15 protein-coding genes and 1 other RNA gene are annotated in these 14,620 nt (G+C 71.5%); 14 read left to right on the plus strand and 2 right to left on the minus strand.

What is annotated here, in order from left to right; translation table 11 throughout:
* The 7 genes from B277_RS02120 to ssrA form a co-directional block, all read left to right on the plus strand.
* The coding region (locus B277_RS02120; RefSeq protein WP_238539355.1) for a bacterial transcriptional activator domain-containing protein at positions 1-1,691 on the plus strand (1,691 nt) is incomplete at its 5' end.
* Positions 1,692-1,704: 13 nt separating this feature from the next.
* Complete coding sequence (locus tag B277_RS02125; protein WP_007924613.1) at positions 1,705-2,937, plus strand: contact-dependent growth inhibition system immunity protein; 1,233 nt, start codon at positions 1,705-1,707, stop codon at positions 2,935-2,937.
* A gap of 111 nt (positions 2,938-3,048) precedes the next feature.
* Positions 3,049-3,894 carry a cell division ATP-binding protein FtsE gene (gene ftsE / locus B277_RS02130; protein ID WP_007924614.1) on the plus strand — a complete coding sequence of 282 codons (846 nt, stop codon included), beginning with the start codon at positions 3,049-3,051 and terminating at the stop codon, positions 3,892-3,894.
* Positions 3,891-4,796: a permease-like cell division protein FtsX gene (gene ftsX / locus B277_RS02135; protein WP_007924615.1), complete on the plus strand. Its 906-nt coding sequence runs from the start codon at positions 3,891-3,893 to the stop codon at positions 4,794-4,796. The genes ftsE and ftsX overlap by 4 nt, the downstream gene beginning before the upstream one ends.
* 63 nt (positions 4,797-4,859) lie before the next feature.
* Positions 4,860-6,251 (plus strand): M23 family metallopeptidase, encoded by a 1,392-nt coding sequence (locus B277_RS02140; protein ID WP_083853594.1) that lies wholly within the window; start codon positions 4,860-4,862, stop codon positions 6,249-6,251.
* Positions 6,252-6,338: 87 nt separating this feature from the next.
* Positions 6,339-6,821 carry an SsrA-binding protein SmpB gene (gene smpB / locus B277_RS02145; RefSeq protein ID WP_007924617.1) on the plus strand — a complete coding sequence of 161 codons (483 nt, stop codon included), beginning with the start codon at positions 6,339-6,341 and terminating at the stop codon, positions 6,819-6,821.
* Between the two features lie 92 nt (positions 6,822-6,913).
* Positions 6,914-7,280: a transfer-messenger RNA gene (ssrA, locus tag B277_RS16415) on the plus strand.
* A 131-nt stretch (positions 7,281-7,411) separates the two neighbouring features.
* Here ssrA and B277_RS02150 read toward each other — a convergent pair.
* Entirely contained in the window at positions 7,412-7,582 is a 171-nt protein-coding gene (locus B277_RS02150; protein WP_007924619.1) for a CsbD family protein, read from the minus strand.
* A gap of 84 nt (positions 7,583-7,666) precedes the next feature.
* Entirely contained in the window at positions 7,667-8,038 is a 372-nt protein-coding gene (gene trxA, locus B277_RS02155) for a thioredoxin (protein ID WP_040880585.1), read from the minus strand.
* A 62-nt stretch (positions 8,039-8,100) separates the two neighbouring features.
* Here trxA and B277_RS02160 point away from each other — a divergent pair, with 62 nt between their 5' ends.
* The 7 genes from B277_RS02160 to B277_RS02190 all read left to right on the plus strand — a co-directional run bounded on the left by B277_RS02160 (position 8,101) and on the right by B277_RS02190 (position 14,533).
* Positions 8,101-8,457: a VanZ family protein gene (locus B277_RS02160; RefSeq protein WP_007924625.1), complete on the plus strand. Its 357-nt coding sequence runs from the start codon at positions 8,101-8,103 to the stop codon at positions 8,455-8,457.
* Between the two features lie 288 nt (positions 8,458-8,745).
* Positions 8,746-10,410, plus strand: coding sequence for a DEAD/DEAH box helicase (locus B277_RS02165; protein ID WP_007924626.1), 1,665 nt, complete (start codon positions 8,746-8,748; stop codon positions 10,408-10,410).
* A 9-nt stretch (positions 10,411-10,419) separates the two neighbouring features.
* Positions 10,420-10,977 (plus strand): YqgE/AlgH family protein, encoded by a 558-nt coding sequence (locus tag B277_RS02170; RefSeq protein WP_007924628.1) that lies wholly within the window; start codon positions 10,420-10,422, stop codon positions 10,975-10,977.
* 169 nt (positions 10,978-11,146) lie between these two features.
* Positions 11,147-11,455 (plus strand): DUF3039 domain-containing protein, encoded by a 309-nt coding sequence (locus B277_RS02175; RefSeq protein ID WP_007924631.1) that lies wholly within the window; start codon positions 11,147-11,149, stop codon positions 11,453-11,455.
* 8 nt (positions 11,456-11,463) lie between these two features.
* Entirely contained in the window at positions 11,464-12,246 is a 783-nt protein-coding gene (locus B277_RS02180) for a thioesterase family protein (protein ID WP_007924633.1), read from the plus strand.
* A 73-nt stretch (positions 12,247-12,319) separates the two neighbouring features.
* A complete protein-coding gene (locus B277_RS02185) occupies positions 12,320-14,080 on the plus strand; it encodes a DEAD/DEAH box helicase (RefSeq protein WP_007924635.1) in 1,761 nt (586 codons plus the stop codon).
* A 45-nt stretch (positions 14,081-14,125) separates the two neighbouring features.
* Complete coding sequence (locus B277_RS02190; protein ID WP_007924637.1) at positions 14,126-14,533, plus strand: hypothetical protein; 408 nt, start codon at positions 14,126-14,128, stop codon at positions 14,531-14,533.
* The last annotated feature ends 87 nt before the right edge of the window (positions 14,534-14,620 follow it).

Genomic DNA, 14,620 nt, shown 5'->3' on the forward strand with positions numbered 1-14,620 from the left:
CTCGTCGAGGCCCGACGCCGGCGGCAACGCCGCACCCGCCCCCCCCGGGGTGGCGCGTCGTGGTCCCGACCGGCGCGGCAGCGCGTGCCGAGCAGTGGCTGCGCGCCACGACCGACGTCGCCGGCCACGCGGACCTCGACGCGGTGCTGACGATGCTCGCCGAGAGGTGTGGCGCCACCCTGCCCGCCCTGAGGGCGGCGCGCCTCGGGGCGCGGGAGATCGAGGTGTACGTCGTCGAGGAGCACCTCGAGCTCCCCGCCCCGTGGGTCGGGGCAGGGGGAGGGACCTGGGTGCTCGACAGGCGGCTCATCGGGGCGCCCACGAGCCGACGCACCGTGTGGCCCGCCCTCGTGACCATCGGCGAGGACGACGCCGGGGCACGGATCTACCTCAACCTCGACGAGATCGGTGCGCTCGAGCTCGCCGGTCGGCCCGACGAGACCCTGGCCGTGCTCGCGGCCCTGGCCGTCGATCTCGGCACCTCGGACACCGGGCTCACCGCGGTCACCGTCGTCGGGCCACTCGGTGACCTCGTGCAGGCCATCGACGACCCGAGGGTCCGGCACGTCGCAGACCCGGGGGAGGTGCTCGAGCGCCTGACCTCGCAGCGCCCGGGCGGAGTCGAGGTCCTCCTCGTCGGCACCGACCTCACCGGGGCCCAGACACAGCAGCTCCGTGGCCTCGTCGAGGCGTCCGCGGGGTCGCTCACCGTCGTCACGACGTCCCGAGGTGTCTCCGACTGGTCTCTCACGGTGCGATCCGACCGGGGGAGCCTCGCCGCAGTGCTCGCCCCGGTGGGGATGGCCGTGCGCCCGACCTCGCTGGCGGGCCCCGGCTACGACGACCTGCTCGAGGTGCTGCGGACCCCGACGCGCGAGCACGTGCCCGGGCCGGAGTGGACCGCCGGGTCCAGCGCCGACGCCCTCACGGCGCAGACCGTGCCGCGCCGCCGGGTGCCCTCGAGCGAGGTCGACGAGGCGACCACCAACATCTCCCAGCTGCGCACCGACCGCGCCGCGCACGTGCGGGTCCTCGGCCGGCCCCAGGTGGCGGGGACCGGGACGCCGCCGCCCGACGCCGGTCGTGCGACCGAGCTCGCCGCGCTGCTGGCCCTGCACCCGGGCTCCGACGCGCCGGGCGCAGCCGGAGCGCTCGGGGTCACCGAGGACGCGCTCACCTGGGCGGCTCACCAGGTCGACCGATGGCTCGGCACCGGGGCCGGCGTCAGCGTGCAGTCCGGGCGGTACTCCCTCACCGGCGTCCTCCTCGACTGGCAGCAGCTGCGCACCCTCGTCGGCGCCGCGCTCGCCGGTGCGGACTCCGGCAACCTCCGGGCGGCGCTGACGCTCGTGAGCGGCACTCCCTTCGACGGGGTGGCCCCCGGCACGTACGGGTGGGCCGCGGTGGACCGCGCCGAGATGTGTGCCGCGGTCGCCGACATCGCGCACGAGCTCGCCCAGCGTCACCTGCGGGCCGGTGAGCCCGAGGCCGCCTCGTGGGCTGCCCGCAAGGGGCTGCTCGCCGAGCCGCTGAGCGAGATGCTCTGGCGCGACCAGCTCCACGCCTCGTGGCAGGCCGAGGACGAGGAGCGGGTCCGCGACGCCGTGGCTCGCTCCCGGGAGACGCTCGGTGACCTCGGCAGCCTCGAGGACGACACGACCTTCGTGCTCAGCAGGTCACCGCAGCGCTGACTGCGGGTGCGACATGAGCAAATCCTGGCTGGCCGCGCGCATCAGGTACCCGGCGCTCGCCGACCTGATGGGTTCGGGCTTCCACCAGGACTTCTGGGACTTCCACGAGTCGCCGGGGGATGTGGTCAGCGCCTTCACCGGGGACCCGATCTTTTGTGCGCGTATCCCGTTGGAGGTCGGGGAGTTGCTCGGGGAGGTCGACGGTGTCGGTGCCAGGGGTGGGAAGGTGCTCGTGCTCCGGACGAGCGCCGGCTCGGTCCGCTACCCGGGTGCTCTGGTGCAGGCGCTGAGCCGTGGTCGGGTCTTCGCTCGAGGTGAGGGCGCGGATGTCGTCGCCCCGGCGGTCGGGGAGAGCATCCTCGTGGCGTACGACGCGGGGATGCAGCTGCGTCTGGCCACGCGGTCGCTCCGGCTGGTGAGCCGCAGGGAGGGGCGGCTGCCCCACTGGGAGTTCGACCCCGCGGACCGGGGGCTCGGGCGGGGCAGGCCCCCCGTCGTCGACGATGGTGGGGCATTCGTGGACGTTGACCTCGAGTACCCATCTCTTGCGGAGCTGCTGTCGGGGGGCTTCGTCCAGGAGTATGAAGACCTCTTCGGTGACGCCGAAGCAGTGATCTCGATGTACACGGCGGACCCGGTGTTTTGCGCGCGGATCCCCGACGAGGTGCACCGGCTGCTCGCCCGGGCCGACGGCCCACGGCTCGACGAGGCCTTGCGACGTCTGCACAACGGCTACGCCTACGAGGCCCACGGTCGCAGCGCGCGTGAGTTCCTCGAGATGGTCGCGGCTCGGGCCCGCGACCGCTCGGTCGTCCCCGTCGCGCCATACGCGGACCTGGTGGGGCAGCAGGTCAGCTCGGTGGTGAAGGTGCCGCCGGTGGGTGTGGTCATCGGCTGCAGCGTCGTCGAGTTCGTCTCCGGGATGATGTGCTCCGCGGCGGGCGGTCGTGATCTGACGGATGTCGAGCAGGCGCGCTTGGCCATCGGTCAGCACGTGCTGTGGGCGGGGGAGCGCGACGGAGGGGTCAGCATCGCCACGGCACGAACGCGGATCTTCACGCCGGTGGGTCGGGACACGCCCGAGCCATCCTTCGCCCGCCGCTTCCTGAGGGCCAACATCCTCGAGGCCGTGCAGGAGCTCGGGGAGGACGAGTACGACACCCGGACGGGCTTCACCCTCGGTGAGGCCCGCAGGGTCGCCGACCTGCTCCGTCCGGTCGTCCCGGGCACCGGCGGCGCGTCGTGAGCAGCGCCTAACGCGCCGAGGTCACGTGGGTGTCACGGCCGTGCAGCGATGCGACATATCCTGCAGGCGGCCCTTTGCCCCCTTCGTCCCGCGTAAGGCCCCGAGCACCTGATGATCCGTTTCGAGAACGTCACCAAGAGGTACCCCAACCAGAGCCGTCCGGCGCTCGACGGGATCGACCTCAACATCGAGCGCGGCGAGTTCGCCTTCATCGTCGGCGCCTCCGGTTCCGGCAAGTCGACCCTCGTGCGCCTGACCATCCGCGAGGAGATCGTCAGCTCCGGCCGGCTGCTCGTCGGTGGGCACGACCTGCGCAGGATGCCGCACCGCAAGGTGCCGCAGCTGCGCCGTCAGGTCGGCACGATCTTCCAGGACTTCCGTCTGCTGCCCAACAAGACGGTCCAGCAGAACGTCGCCTACGCCCTGCAAGTCATCGGCCGGCCCCGACGCGCCATCCGAGCCCTCGTCCCCGAGACCCTCGAGCTCGTCGGGCTGGCCGGGATGGAGAAGCGGATGCCGCACGAGCTCTCGGGTGGCGAGCAGCAGCGCGTCGCCATCGCGCGGGCAGTGGTCAACAAGCCGCCGATCCTCCTGGCCGACGAGCCCACCGGCAACCTCGACCCGGCGACGAGCCTGGACATCGTCCAGCTGCTGCGCCGCATCCACGACTCCGGCACGACCATCGTCATGGCCACCCACGACAACGTCATCGTCGACGAGCTGCAGAAGCGGGTCATCGAGCTCGAGGACGGCCACATCATCCGCGACGAGGAGGGTGGCAGCTACGTGCCCAAGGTCGTCGACTCACGCGACCGCGACGAGCGGGAGGCCGTGCGCGCCCACGACGAGCGAGACCACCACGACGACGGGGCGCTCCCGCCCCAGGAGGACCGACCGATCGGCGAGGTGCACGCCCTGGACGAGTGGGACGACGACGCGGAGGACCTGCTGCGATGAAGCCCTCGGTCTTCGCCGACGCCTGGGAGGGCCTGCGGCGCAACAAGTCCATCGCCGTCTCGGTGATCCTCGTGACGATGATCTCCCTCTACCTCCTCGGGGTCGGCCTGCTCGCCCAGCGCCAGGTCGACCAGATGAAGGGGTACTGGTACGACCGCGTCCAGGTCTCGATCTACATGTGCACCGACACCTCGTCGCAGCCCAACTGCTCCGGCGGGGCCGCGACCGAGGACCAGAAGGCATCGGTCGCCGCACAGCTCGAGGAGATGAAGCCCCTCGTCAAGGACGTCTACTACGAGTCCGAGGAGGAGGCCTACAAGCGCTTCAAGCAGGACTACAAGAACTCACCGCTCGCCGGCAACATCCGGGTCGGCGACATCCCGCCGAGCTACCGGGTGCAGCTGTCGGACCCGGAGGAGTTCGAGACGGTCGCCTCCGCCTTCGACGGGGCGCCCGGTGTGGCGAGCGTGCCCAACCTGCGCGAGGTCTTCGCCCCGCTCTTCCGCGCCATCAACATCATCACCGCCGTGATGATCGGTCTCGCGGCCCTGACCCTCGTCTCGGCCGTGCTCCTCATGGCGACGACGATCCGGCAGGCCGCCTTCACCCGTCGACGCGAGATCGCGATCATGAAGCTCGTCGGTGCCTCCAACCGCACGATCCGCACCCCCTTCATCATCGAGACCGTCGCGTCAGGGCTCATCGGGGCGGTGATGGCGATCGGCCTGCTCTGGGTCTCCGCCTGGGCCCTCTTCGACCGGTACCTGCTGCAGGAAAACGCGGGGACCGCCTTCATCTCCGCCAACGACGTCTGGATCGTCGCGCCCTTCCTGCTCGTCGGGGTGGTCGTGCTCGCCATCGCGACGTCCACTGTGACCCTCTGGCGCTACCTCAAGGTCTGACGGGGCGCGCCGGGGGGCGCAGGTCCTGTCCTCCCGGCCGCTTCGTGGCTACCGTTAACCCCGATGCAACGCCCCTCCCGTGCCCCGTCATCCCGTCGCGCCCGTGCTCTCACGGGTGCGGCGCTGTCGCTGTGCCTTTTCGCCGGTGCCGGGTACGCCGTGGCCGCCGAACCGGACCCGCAGGATCGCAAGAGCAAGGTCGACGAGGACCTCAAGCAGGCCCGAGGCGACCTGCACGACACCTCCGCCGAGCTCGTCGCTGCGTACGACAAGCTCAAGGCCACCCGCACCAAGCTGCCCGGCGCGCGCAGCGCCGCTGCCGCAGCCGAGAAGGCCGAGACGAAGGCCCAGGGCGAGTACGACGATGCCGTCGCCGCCTATGACCTCGCCAAGGCCAACGAGGACAAGGCCGTCAAGGAGCTGCGGACCACGACCACGAAGATGTCGAGCTCGCGTCGCGCGGTCGCGGGCTTCGCCGGGCAGGTCTACCAGCAGCAGGGCCTCGGCACGATGTCCGTCGCCGTCGGCAGCGAGGACCCCGGCGCCTTCGTCGACAAGATGATCATGGCCGAGTCGGTCGGCGACACGCAGAGCTCCGCCCTCGAGGAGCTGAGCACCTCGCGCGCCAACCTCGTCTCCAGCGGCGACCGCCTCAAGGCGCTGCGGCAGAAGACGAGCGACGCCAAGGCGACCAAGCAGACCAAGCTCACCGCGGCGCGTGACGCCAGCACCCGCGCCGACGCGAAGCAGGCCGACCTCGAATCCCTCGAGAAGGACCAGGAGACGCAGTCGGCTGCCCTGCGCCGGGAGAAGAAGAAGGACCAGAAGAAGGTCGACAGCCTCCAGGCCCAGTCGGACAAGCTGACCAAGATCCTCGAGGAGCGCGCGCGCAAGGCCCGCATCCGGGAGGCCCAGATCCGCAAGGCGCGCGCGGAGCAGCAGAAGCGGGAGGCCGATGCTCGGGCCCGCGCCGAGCGCTCCCGCAGCAGCTCCGACGACTCGAGCAGCGGTGGCGGCGGCACGAGCGACCCGAACCCGCCGGCCCCGGTGAGCAGCGGGGTGCTCCAAGCCCCGAGCAATGCTCCCGTGAGCTCCGAGTTCGGCCTGCGCCTGCACCCGATCTACAACACGTGGCGTCTGCACGCCGGCCGGGACTACGCCGGCGCCTGCGGCAGCCCGGTCTACGCGGCAGCCGACGGCGAGGTCGTCATGGCGCTGCCGCCGGGGTCGACCGGTGGGTACGGCAACCAGATCGTCGTCGACCACGGCATCAAGCGGGGCGTCTCGCTCTCCACGACCTACAACCACCTCCAGTCCTTCGCCGTGCGCAGCGGCGAGGTCAAACGCGGCCAGGTCATCGGGTACACCGGCACGACCGGCAGCTCGACGGGCTGCCACCTGCACTTCGAGACCCGCACCAACGGCACGCCGGTCGACCCGCGCGGCTGGCTCTGACCTCCCTTCGCCCCAATCCACGCGACTGCTGTCGGGGGCGCGGGGTACCGTGTCCCGTCACACCACAGCGAAGGGGGGAGAGCACCCATGGCCAAGAAGACCGCCGAGGGCGAGCTCGTCGTCGCCCGCAACCGCAAGGCCCGGCACGACTACCTCATCGAGGACACCTACGAGGCCGGCCTCGCGCTCATGGGCACCGAGGTCAAGGCGCTGCGCATGGGGCGGGCCAGCCTCGTCGACGGCTATGCGATCTTCTACGGCGACGAGCTGTGGCTCGAGGGTGTCCACATCCCCGAGTACGTCCAGGGCACCTGGACCAACCACACCCCGCGGCGCCGCCGCAAGCTGCTGCTGCACCGCGCCGAGCTCGACAAGATCGCCACCAAGGTGCAGGGGAGCGGTCGCACCATCGTCCCGCTGTCGCTGTACTTCAAGAACGGCCGGGTCAAGGTCGAGATTGCCACGGCCACGGGCAAGAAGGCCTACGACAAGCGCCACGCGCTGCGTGAGCGGCAGGACCAGCGCGAGACCGCACGGGCGGTCTCGGACAGCTACAAGCGGCGCGGCTGATCGGCTCGCGGTACGCGGGAATGTGTTTGGTCCTCGCCGCCGTTGAGTGGATACTGGCTCAACAACTCCACAGCGTGACGTGTCCATCCCATGGGGGTGATCGGTTTCGACATTGGCCGGTCCTTCAGGGGAAGCGGGTCGAGGATGCACGGTCATCTCGTCAACGCCCCGTGCAAACCCAATAGGTGCCAATTCCAAGCGCACCGACTTCGCCCTCGCCGCCTGAGCGAGCCCGAAGTCCGTTGGCCTAGGTGTGATCTCGACCTAGATCCCAGCGTCAGCTAGAGATCTTGCTGCGGTGTCAGGTCACGGGACATCGCGGGACTCCTACGTGACTGGGCCTGTCGGGGAACGTGTGCGTGCGAGCCCCGGGGCCGAGAAAATCCATAGCGCACTGCACCCGGAGAAGCCCTGATTGTCTGCCAGTGGACGCGGGTTCGATTCCCGCCACCTCCACCATCGTGGGCACGTCACGTAGGCGCACGCTCGGCACGGACTCGGTCCGTCCGGTCGTGCTCCGTGGATGCGTGAGCACGACGAAGGGCGGGACCGTGACGGCCCCGCCCTTCGTCGTGTCGTGGGTCAGCAGGTCACTTGAAGGCGTCCTTGACCTTTTCGCCGGCGGCCTTGAGGTCGCCCTTGGTCTCCTGGACCTTGCCCTCGGCCTGCAGGTCCTCGTTGTCGGTGGTGTCGCCCGCCGCGCCCTTGGCCTTGCCGGCGAGCTGGTCCTTGGCGTTGTCGATCTTGTCGCCGATCCCCATGGTGCCTCCTGTGGTGGTGGGTGGACCTCCACGCAACCACACGAGGGGCGGCGGCGCCACCCCCTTCGTCGAAGGGGGGAGCGCTCAGCTCGTGGCTTCGGCCGCGGCGACCTGCGCCTTGACCTCGTCCATGTCGACGTCCTGGACGGCGTCGAGCAGCTGCTGGAACTGCGCCTTGGGCAGGGCGCCGGCGCTCTGGTGCAGCAGGATGCCGTCACGGAAGGCCATGAGAGTGGGGACGGACGAGACCTTGGCCAGCGAGGCCAGCTCGGGGTTGTCGTCGATGTCGACCTTCGCAAAGGTGATGTCGTCGCGGCTGTCCGCGGCCTCCTCGAAGACGGGCGCGAACTGGCGGCAGGGGCCGCACCAGCTCGCCCAGAAGTCGACGATGACCGTCCCTTCGCCGCTGACGGCGGAGCGGAAGCTCTCGAGATCGAGGTCGGTGATCTTGCTCATGACCTCCACCATAGGCCGACCTGGGGGGCCGGCGGCGACGCGCGGTGTGCTGTGCTGGCCCGGTGCGCCTGACCCCGACCCGCCCGTGGCCCCTCCTCGCCGCCCTGGTGAGCGTCGTCGTCCTCCAGCTCGTCGTGCTCTACCTGCCGACCGCGCCGGGTCCGCCGTCGCCGATCCCGCACGGGGACAAGGCAGCCCACGCCGTGGTCTTCGGTCTGCCGGTGCTCGTGACGGGTCTCGGTCGCCGGTCGTGGTGGCCGTGGGTGGCGCTGGCCTGCGCGGTGCACGCACCTGTGAGCGAAGTCATCCAGCACCGGCTGCTCGCGGACCGGTCCGGCGACCCGTGGGACGTCGCCGCTGACCTCGTCGGTGTGGCCGCGGCCGCAATAGGGGTACTATTTGTCGTTCGGCGACCGTGACGTCGCCGCCTCGAGGAACTCGCACGATCGCTTCCGACCACTGACGTCGCCCGCGCCCTGTGTGTGCGGGTTTACCCATTTCAGTGAGAGACGAAGGATCACCCGTGCCTGCGAAGAAGAAGCCCCGCTGGACCACCGCGCAGAAGAACGCTGCCGCGAAGAAGAAGGCGGCCGCCAAGGCGCCGAAGAAGCCCTACCACCGCGGTCAGGCCCCCACCGAGGCCCCCCCGCGGCAAGGACCGCTGGCGCGACCGCGAGGACGCCCCGGCCGGCGAGCGCCCCAAGCGCGTGCGTCGGGACGGCAGCGAAGACCGTGGGTCGCGCACCTGGCAGCGTCGGGATGACCGCGGTGGGTACCAGCGTCGGGATGACCGCGATGGCGGACAGCGTCGCGATGACCGTGGTGGGTACCAGCGTCGGGATGACCGCGATGGCGGACAGCGTCGGGATGATCGTGGTGGGTACCAGCGTCGCGACGACCGGCGCCGTGGTCCGGCCCCGCGCTTCGAGCGCGAGCAGGCTCGGCGCGGCTTCGCCCCGCGGACCGAGCACGTCGAGGACCCGGAGGCGCTGCGCCAGGAGGCCGACACCTGGACCTCGTCGGCCCGCAGCTCGCTGAGCGGCCCGGTCGAGGTCGCCGAGGACAACGGCTTCGCAGCGCTGGGCCTGCCCGAGGTGCTCGTGGAGCGTCTCGCCCGCGACGCCATCACCACCCCCTTCGCCATCCAGGCCGCCGCGATCCCCGACGCCCTCGCAGGCAAGGACGTGCTCGGCCGTGGGCAGACCGGCTCGGGCAAGACCCTCGCCTTCGGCCTGCCGATGCTCGCCCGCCTCGCCGGCGGTCGGGCCCGCAGCCGCAAGCCGCGCGGGCTGGTCCTCGTGCCCACCCGTGAGCTCGCCATGCAGGTGAGCGACTCGCTCGAGCCGCTGGTTCACGTGAGCGGGCTGCGGATCAAGCTGGTCGCCGGTGGCCTGTCGTACACCGGGCAGACGGCCGCCCTCGACAAGGGTGTCGACGTGCTCATCGCGACGCCCGGCCGACTCGTCGACCTGCTCGACCGTGGGGCGCTGACGCTCGACGCGGTCGAGGTCGCCGTGCTCGACGAGGCCGACCACATGGCCGACATGGGCTTCCTGCCCTCCGTCACCCGGATCCTCGACGAGTGCGCCCCCGGTGGGCAGCGGCTGCTGTTTTCGGCGACGCTCGACCGCGGCGTCGGTGACCTCGTCGAGGCCTACATGAGCGACCCGGTGACGCACAGCACCGACGAGGCGGCCGCGAGCGTCTCGACCATGGAGCACCACCTCATGCTCATCGAGCCCAACATCAAGAAGCAGATCACCGCCCGGATCGCCTCGCGCCCCGGCCGCACCGTCGTCTTCGCCCGCACCAAGCTCGGCTGCGAGCGGATCGCCGGGGAGCTGCGCGAGGCGGGCGTGGCGGCAGCGCCGCTGCACGGCGGGCTGAGCCAGTCGCAGCGCAACAAGACGATCGGTGCCTTCCGCACGGGCACGCTGCCCGTGCTCGTGGCCACCGATGTCGCCGCGCGCGGCATCCACGTCGACGACGTCTCCCTCGTCATGCAGGTCGACCCGCCGGGTGACCACAAGGACTACCTCCACCGCGCCGGGCGCACCGCTCGTGCGGGCGAGAAGGGCAGTGTCGTCACGCTGGTCCTGCCCCACCAGCGCAAGGAGGTCACCCGGATGGCCGACCAGGCCGGTCTGGAGGCCCGACCGACGCGCACCACTCTCGACGACGAGGTGCTCACCGACCTCGGTGCCGTCGAGCCGAGCGGCGTCCCGATCTCCGACGCCGACTTCCGCAAGCTCGTCGACCCGCGACCGGCGCGACGCCACTCGGGGACCCGCGGCCCCCGCGGTGCCCGCGACCACCGTGGCGGCGGTCGGGGTGGCCGACAGGGTGGCTACCGGGGTCGCCCCCGCGACTAGGGTCTGGGTATGGAGACCTCGCTCGCCGGCAAGCTGCTCGTGGCGACACCGGACCTCACGGACGACCTCTTCGCCCGCAGCGTGGTCCTCGTGCTCCAGCACGACGAGGACACGGCCGAAGGGGTGATCCTCAACAAGCCGCTCGACACGCCTGTCGACGACGTGCTGCCCGGGTGGCAGCAGGGGTCGAGCCGGCCCCAGCGGGTCTTCCAGGGCGGACCGGTCCAGCTCGACTCGGCCATCGGCCTCGTCGGCCTGCCGGGTGATGCCGAGGAACCGCCCGGCGTGCGGCGGCTCTTCGGCGCCATCTCGCTCGTCGACCTCGACAGCCCGCAGGAGATCATCTGGCCCCAGGTGAGCGCGCTGCGGATCTTCGCCGGATACTCCGGGTGGAGCGCCTCGCAGCTCGCCGACGAGCGGGCGCGCGGTGGCTGGTACGTCGTCGACGTCGAGGTCGCTGACATCTTCGACGAGGACCCGGCCACCCTGTGGCGGCGGGTGCTGCGGCGTCAGCCCGGCTCGCTCGGCTGGGTCTCGACCTACCCGGTCGACCCCGACCTGAACTGACCCTTCGATACGGTCGCTGCGCGACCTCCTCAGGGAGCGGGAGGACGGTCGCTGCGCGACCTCCTCAGGGAGCGGGAGGGCGGTCGCTGCCACCCTTCGTGCCGTGACAGGGTGTCCTGGCCATGACGTCACTCCGGGTCGGGGGAGGGCACGCGCCTACGATGGGGGCATGAGCACGCCAGCCGACCCCAGTCAGCCCGGAGGCCCGATCGCCGAGCCCGGTGGCCCCTCCACCTCGACCGCCGTCCTCGAGCGGACCGAGCCGGCCCCGCAGCTGGCCGAGCCCGGCGACCACGAGCGCTTCAGCCACTACGTGCGCAAGGAGAAGATCCTCGAGAGCGCGCTGTCCGGCGAGCCCGTCAAGGCGCTGTGCGGCAAGACCTGGGTGCCCGGACGTGACCCCGAGAAGTTCCCGGTGTGCCCCATCTGCAAGGAAATCTACGACGGTCTCCGTGCGCCCGAGGACGGCGAGGACTGATCGGCGACGTGGGCTCCTTCTACCGTCAGCTCGACGAGACACTGCCCTCCACCGCCGGGCCGTGGAGCCCGCACGCCCAGCACGCCGGGCCTCCTGCCGCCCTGCTCGCGCGGGCGATGGTGCGGCACGACCCCGACCCGGCCACCCGGCTGGCGGACGTGCGCCTGGACATCCTCGGGCCGATCCCGGTCGCGCCGGTCACCGTCGACGTCGAGGTGCTGCGCGGCGGTCGGTCGATGCAGCTGCTCCAGGCCACGGCCTCGGTCGACGGTCGACCTGCTGCCGTCGCGCGAGCCTGGCGCGTGCGGCGGGCCCCCGAGGACTTCCCGCGGCTGGCCGGATGGCGCGGCGACGCGCCCGACCCCGTGGCGGAGCCGGACGGGCAGGGGCGGCTCGACCTGCCCGGCATGCACGCCGACGGGTACATCAGCGCCATCGAGTGGCGCTTCGTCGACGGGGGAGTGGGCGCCGGTGGCACCGCCGTGGCGTGGGGGCGCCAGCTCATCCCGCTGCTGCCCGACGAGGAGCCGACGCCGTGGGAGCGCGCCCTCGTCCTCGCCGACTCCGGCGGTGGCATCACCATGACGCTCGACCCGCGGCGGCACACGTACATCAACTGCGACCTGCACGTCGCCCTCGACCGTGACCCCGAAGGGGAATGGGTCCGGATGAGCTCGCAGGCCCTCGCGACCCCCGGCCACGGCGGCACGGTCCACACCGGCCTCGCCGACGTCCACGGCGACATCGGCATCGGTCTGCAGACCATGGTCGCGATAAACGCGGGGGCGTGATCGGGGCGAGCGGGGCTCCCTTCGCCCGGCGGTTTTCGGTCCTGTCACCCGGGCGATCTACAGTGGCCCAGCGATGAGTCAGTCTGCTGCGTCCCACCTGTCACCCGCCTTCCCGAGGCGGGCGGCGTGGGGTACCGCCGGCGCGCTGCGGGCCTGGCAGGCCGAGGCGCTCAAGCTCTACCTCGAGTCCGGGCGCACCGACTTCCTCGCCGTCGCGACCCCGGGTGCCGGCAAGACGACCTTCGCCCTGCGCGTCGCCGCGGAGCTCCTCTCCGCCGGTGAGGTGACCGGCGTGACCGTCGTCGCGCCGACCGAGCACCTCAAGACCCAGTGGGCCGACGCGGCCGGTCGGGTCGGCATCCACCTCGACCCGAAGTTCTCCAACACCACCGCGGTGACCTCGAGCGACTACGACGGGGTCGCCGTCACCTACGCCCAGGTGGCCTCCCGCCCTTCGGTCCACGAGAGCCGCACCCGGGCCGAGCGCACCCTCGTCATCCTCGACGAGATCCACCACGGCGGTGACAACAAGTCGTGGGGCGACGGCATCCGGCAGGCCTTCGAGCCGGCGACCCGCCGCCTCTCGCTCACGGGCACCCCCTTCCGCTCCGACACCAATCCCATCCCCTTCGTCGGCTACGAGTACGGCGACGACGGGATCCTGCGCTCGAGCAGCGACTACACCTACGGCTATTCCGAGGCCCTGCGCGACGGCGTGGTGCGGCCGGTGCTCTTCATGGCCTACGGCGGGGCGATGCGCTGGCGCACCCGTGCCGGCGACGAGGTGGCCGCCCGCCTCGGCGAGCCGATGACCAAGGACCTCGTCGCGCAGGCCTGGCGCACTGCGCTCGACCCGAAGGGGGAGTGGATCCCGTCGGTGCTCGCCGCCGCCGACAAGCGGCTCACCGAGGTGCGCCGGGGCGTGCCCGACGCCGGCGCCATGGTCATCGCGACCAACCAGACGCAGGCCCGCGCCTACGCGCGGATCCTCACCGAGCTCACCGGCGAGAAGCCGACCGTCGTCCTCTCCGACGACAACGGCGCCTCGCAGAAGATCGAGGACTACTCCGCGAGCACGTCACGATGGCTCGTCGCCGTGCGGATGGTGAGCGAAGGGGTCGACGTGCCCCGACTGTGCGTCGGCGTGTACGCGACGTCCACGTCGACGCCGCTCTTCTTCGCCCAGGCCGTGGGGCGCTTCGTGCGGGCCCGCGGCCGCGGCGAGACCGCGAGCGTCTTCCTGCCGAGCGTCCCGGTGATCCTCGCCCACGCCGGCACGCTCGAGGAGCAGCGCGACCACGCCCTCGACCGGCCGGAGGCCGCCGACGACGAGGCTCCGCTGTGGTCGGAGGAGGAGGGCATGCTCGCCGCCGCCAACCGCGCCGACGGGGCGAGCGACGACCTGCTCGGCTCCTTCGAGGCGCTCGAGTCCGACGCGCACTTCGACCACGTGCTCTACGACAAGCAGCAGTTCGGTCTGCACGCCGAGGTCGGCTCCGAGGACGAGCAGGACTACCTGGGTCTGCCCGGTCTGCTCGAGCCGGACCAGGTGCACGCCCTGCTCACCGAGCGGCAGACCAAGCAGTCGAAGAAGACCGGTCGCACCCGCAAGGACGACGACGCCCCGATGGCGGCCCATCGTGCCCTCGCGGCCCAGCGCAAGGAGCTCAACAAGCTCGTCGCGGCCTATGCCACGAAGACCGGCTCGCCCCACGCCAACATCCACATGGACCTGCGTCGGGCCTGCGGCGGACCGGAGCTCGCCCAGGCGTCGAGCGAGCAGGTGACCGAGCGGATCGAGCGGATCCGGCGCTGGTTCGTCGGCCGACGCTGACGCGCTCTGCCCCTATCCGGGACAGCGCCCGGGCATCATGGGGGCATGACCGTCTTCGCGTGGATCCTCGTGGCCCTGGGCGTGCTCGTGCTCGTCCTGACCCCGCTCCGTCTGCGGCGCTCCAAGGGCGAGCAGGGGATGACCGACTTCTCCGGGTGGGTGCTCAACGTCCACTCGATCACGCTCGTCGTCGGGCTCGGGCTCATCGCACTCCGGCTGCTCGACGTGCACACGTCCACGGGCGCGACCTGGCTGGCGATCATCTGCATGGTCATCGCCTCGCTCATCGGCCTGAGCTTCCTCGGGCGGTGGCGTCGCAGCGGTTCGCGGCACGCCGAGGCCTTCCACGGCGACTCGTGGACGCGCGGTCCCGGGCTGTCGCAGATCGCGCACATCGGCACGGCCCTCGGGACCATCGCCCTGGCGTGGATGCTGCTCGCCGACAAGATCTGAGCCCTTCGAGACGGTCGCGGGGCGACCTCCTCAGGGCCCGGGGTGGGTGGGGGGTCGGTCGCGGGGCGACCTCCTCAGGGCCCGGGG

Source organism: Janibacter hoylei PVAS-1 (assembly GCF_000297495.1).
Classification (GTDB): domain Bacteria; phylum Actinomycetota; class Actinomycetes; order Actinomycetales; family Dermatophilaceae; genus Janibacter; species Janibacter hoylei.

Coding starts and splice junctions, on each gene's coding strand:
- B277_RS02125 (WP_007924613.1), top strand. CDS start 1,705: ATGAGCAAATCCTGGCTGGCCGCGCGCATCAGGTACCCGGCGCTCGCC.
- ftsE (WP_007924614.1), top strand. CDS start 3,049: ATGATCCGTTTCGAGAACGTCACCAAGAGGTACCCCAACCAGAGCCGT.
- ftsX (WP_007924615.1), top strand. CDS start 3,891: ATGAAGCCCTCGGTCTTCGCCGACGCCTGGGAGGGCCTGCGGCGCAAC.
- B277_RS02140 (WP_083853594.1), top strand. CDS start 4,860: ATGCAACGCCCCTCCCGTGCCCCGTCATCCCGTCGCGCCCGTGCTCTC.
- smpB (WP_007924617.1), top strand. CDS start 6,339: ATGGCCAAGAAGACCGCCGAGGGCGAGCTCGTCGTCGCCCGCAACCGC.
- B277_RS02150 (WP_007924619.1), bottom strand. CDS start 7,582: ATGGGGATCGGCGACAAGATCGACAACGCCAAGGACCAGCTCGCCGGC.
- trxA (WP_040880585.1), bottom strand. CDS start 8,038: ATGAGCAAGATCACCGACCTCGATCTCGAGAGCTTCCGCTCCGCCGTC.
- B277_RS02170 (WP_007924628.1), top strand. CDS start 10,420: ATGGAGACCTCGCTCGCCGGCAAGCTGCTCGTGGCGACACCGGACCTC.
- B277_RS02175 (WP_007924631.1), top strand. CDS start 11,147: ATGAGCACGCCAGCCGACCCCAGTCAGCCCGGAGGCCCGATCGCCGAG.
- B277_RS02185 (WP_007924635.1), top strand. CDS start 12,320: ATGAGTCAGTCTGCTGCGTCCCACCTGTCACCCGCCTTCCCGAGGCGG.
- B277_RS02190 (WP_007924637.1), top strand. CDS start 14,126: ATGACCGTCTTCGCGTGGATCCTCGTGGCCCTGGGCGTGCTCGTGCTC.